The sequence below is a fragment of the Sulfuricurvum sp. genome (assembly GCF_036279695.1).
Taxonomy (GTDB): domain Bacteria; phylum Campylobacterota; class Campylobacteria; order Campylobacterales; family Sulfurimonadaceae; genus Sulfuricurvum.
The window spans coordinates 1-3,404 of the sequence record NZ_DASUIQ010000092.1 but is presented as its reverse complement, the minus strand read 5'-3'; the positions used below and the strand labels follow the sequence as shown (position 1 = coordinate 3,404).

The window sequence follows — 3,404 nt, the reverse complement described above, 5'->3', positions numbered from 1 at the left end:
TGAGATAGGACGAAATGTGGCACGAATCGCGTCAGCATTTGGTGCAAATGTGTGTTATTACTCTACCTCAGGGAAAAATGAGAACAGCGAGTATGAAAAAACGACCCTCAGCCGTTTGATCGAAAACAGCGATGTCATCTCGATTCATGCACCATTGAACAAATCGACGGAGAATTTGATCTCCCACTCCGAATTGTTGCAGATGAAAGACGGTGCGGTATTGCTCAATCTCGGTCGCGGTGGAATCGTCGATGAGGATGCCCTCTCGGTCATTATCGACGTCAAACCGATCTTTGTCGGACTCGATGTCCTCGCCAAAGAGCCGATGAAAACACCTCATCCTCTGTTATCGGTCAAACATCCGGAGCGCCTTTATATCACTCCCCATATCGCATGGACATCCCGCGAAGCACGCGAACGTCTGATCGCCTCTACAATCGAAAATATCAAAACATTTGTAACAGCGTAGGCAAAAAGAAAGCGATCCCTAAAAATACGACAGACGTTGTAAATACCTCCACCGTCACGGTACGAGGTGAACAGTTATAGAGGGATGCGAGATTGACGTTCGCCACGGCGAGCGGGACAATCAGTTCTAAAAACAAAATCCCTTTCACTACCCTATCCATCTCAACCATCCCTAACACAGCAAACGCGATCACGGGTATTAGGACAAATTTAGTTCCGTTGACCCATGCGGTGAGTCGCAGGTTTATCTCTCCTAATTTAATCCCGTACAGGTATATCCCAAACAACACTAACTGCATGGTCATCGAGGCATAGGCTCCCATCATCAGTGTTTTATCCACCGCAGGGCTTGGGACGTATCCGATGAGATTGAGGAGAATCGCAACCATCGCCGCCCAAAGGACGGGGAGTTTGAGAATATTCATGAGCGAACCCTTTACACTGAACTCTCCGCGTGAATAATAAAAGACTCCGATGGTATAGACCACAAAAACATTGACGAGATTGATGAGGGTGAGATAAGGGACACTCATCTCACCGAATAATGCGATCCCGAGCGGAATGCCGAGATTTCCGGTATTTCCGATCAATGCCGCGACGGTGGCGATAGAGCGCTCTTTGGGGTTATGAAAGAGAAGTTTAGCCAAAGGGATCATCAGCAACAGCGCTAAAAGGGAAATCCCCAGATAAAGTGCGGGAGCAAAGAGAAGCTCCGTATCGATAGGGCGTTTGAGCAATCCCCAAAAAGTGAGAAAAATCTGTAAAAAATAGACACTGAGCAGAGTTATGGTGCGGTCATCGATTTTTTCTTTGAACGTCCATTTCGCACCGAAACCGACAGCGATAAAGAGGTAAATACCCATAATAGAGAATAAAGTTTGCATTGTCTTTTTTTGATGTGTATTGTAGCGAAAAAATTAGTATGGTTTTTTGAGTCACAGCTAACGCGCACTGGGGTACAATCCCGACAATAAGGAGTCATACAATGGCAAAAGTATTGATTATCGGCAGCGGCGGTGCGGGATTGGTAAGCGCACTCTCAGCCCACGAATGCGGGGCAGAGGTGATTGTCACTTCTAAAACCCTTCCGACCCGTTCCCAAACCTCGATGGCACAGGGGGGAATGAACGCAGTTTTGGACTCAAATGACAGTGTTGAAGCCCATATTGCTGATACTCTTAAATCCTCCGCCGGATTGGGGGATGAAGAGCGAATTACCCTGATGTGTGAAAAGGCTCCTGAGGCTATTCGATGGTGTAACAGCATCGGTTTGCCCTTTAGCCGTGATGAGGGAGGTGAGATTGCCCGCCGCCGTCTGGGTGGAGCCTCTGCTCCCCGAGCGTGTTATGCGCAGGACTATACGGGACTTAAACTCCTCCATACCCTCTATGATCAATGTCTTAAAGCAGGGATAGAATTTAAAAATGGCCGCTTTTTACTCAATTTGATCACGGATAATGAGACTAACCGCGTGTTAGGTGCGACATTTTTGGTTATCGAGAGCGGTGAGGTGGAAGAGATTCGAGCCGATGCCGTCATCCTCGCTACAGGCGGGTATGGCAATCTTTACGGCAAACACTCGACCAACTCGACCCAAGCGAGCGGGGATGGATTGGCGGCGGCAGTTCGTGCGGGGGCAAAGCTCGCCGATATGGAGTTTATCCAGTTCCACCCAACGGCGTTAAAAGGCTCATCCATTTTGATCAGTGAGAGCGCTCGCGGTGCAGGGGGATATTTACTTAATGCTAACAAAGAGCGTTTTACCGATGAACTGGCTCCCCGCGATGTCGTGGCACGCGCCATCCATGATGAGATGGCTAAAAGCGGAAGCGTTTATCTTGATATTCGCCATTTGGGAGAGGAGTTTATCAATCATGAACTCCCTCAGGAACGAAAATTAGCACAAATCTATGAAGGGATCGATCCTGTCCATGATCTGATACCGATCAAACCCTCCGCCCACTACAGCATGGGGGGAATTGAAGTCAATACAAAATGCATGAGCAGTGTTCAGGGTCTATTTGCCGTCGGTGAGTGTGCGAATCACAAAACACATGGCGCTAACCGTTTGGGGGGTAATTCGCTTTTAGAATTGGTCGTATTTGGACGTGAATGCGGACGTAATGCAAGCGAATATGCAAATAAACGTCCTGCCCCTGCTGTGGAAAATAACCAGTTAGCCAAAGACACCAACTTTATTCGCGGGGTGATGTATTTCACCAATCAGATCGATTTTTATCAAAAACAGGAGATGTTAGCCAATATCTTCTATAACAACGTCGGTTTGGTACGGGATGATATGGGGCTTAAGGCGGTGCTTGGGGCGATTCGTCAAATGCAAAAGGAATTGCCGTTTATGGGACCGCGGGACAAGTCGAAAATTTGCAATACCAATCTGGTCGAATTTATCGAGTTCGGAAATAAAATCGAGTTAGCGGAGATGATCGTTGTGAGTGCAATCAGCCGTGTCGAGAGCAGAGGAGCGCATTATCGGGTCGATGCACCACAAAGGAATGATCGGATGTTCGGAGCTCACACAATTACATGGAAAGAGGATGGAGTGCTATGCGCGGATTTTATGCAATGAATGAAGATATAGATGATGAGTTTGAAGATGATGAAGAGTATGAGAAAGAGTGGTGTGATTGATGGAAATAACTATTTTACGCGGAGAAGAAGCTCACTCTTATAACGTCGAGTTAGAGAACGTTACCCTTTTGAGTGTTTTAAATCATATCAAAACGAAGCAAGACCCGACCCTCACCTATTCACATGGGTGCCGAAGCGGAGTATGCGGCAGCTGTGCCGTACGGGTAAACGGGCGTGAAGAATTGATGTGCGAATACAAACCGAGTGAGGGGGATTTGATTGAGCCGATCCGAAATGCCCGTGTTATTCGTGACTTGATCGTTGATACGTCATCTATCGAACGATTT

Annotated in this window: 4 protein-coding genes; 3 read left to right on the top strand and 1 reads right to left on the bottom strand. The window is 47.4% G+C overall.

The window, feature by feature from the left end; all coding sequences use genetic code 11:
• Positions 1–469, top strand: a 469-nt coding sequence (locus tag VFW36_RS09265; RefSeq protein ID WP_329658529.1) for an NAD(P)-dependent oxidoreductase, incomplete at its 5' end; no start/stop codon positions are given.
• Here VFW36_RS09265 and VFW36_RS09260 read toward each other — a convergent pair.
• Positions 447–1,352 carry an AEC family transporter gene (locus VFW36_RS09260; protein WP_329658528.1) on the bottom strand — a complete coding sequence of 302 codons (906 nt, stop codon included), beginning with the start codon at positions 1,350–1,352 and terminating at the stop codon, positions 447–449. The genes VFW36_RS09265 and VFW36_RS09260 overlap by 23 nt on opposite strands.
• A 101-nt stretch (positions 1,353–1,453) precedes the next feature.
• Here VFW36_RS09260 and VFW36_RS09255 point away from each other — a divergent pair, with 101 nt between their 5' ends.
• Entirely contained in the window at positions 1,454–3,055 is a 1,602-nt protein-coding gene (locus VFW36_RS09255) for an FAD-dependent oxidoreductase (RefSeq protein WP_329658527.1), read from the top strand.
• 61 nt (positions 3,056–3,116) lie between these two features.
• A partial coding sequence (locus VFW36_RS09250) for a 2Fe-2S iron-sulfur cluster-binding protein (protein ID WP_329658526.1) occupies positions 3,117–3,404 on the top strand: 288 nt, incomplete at its 3' end.

What these genes read in the sequence shown, in the direction of transcription:
- VFW36_RS09260 (WP_329658528.1), bottom strand. Translation starts at nt 1,352, where the DNA reads ATGCAAACTTTATTCTCTATTATGGGTATTTACCTCTTTATCGCTGTC.
- VFW36_RS09255 (WP_329658527.1), top strand. Translation starts at nt 1,454, where the DNA reads ATGGCAAAAGTATTGATTATCGGCAGCGGCGGTGCGGGATTGGTAAGC.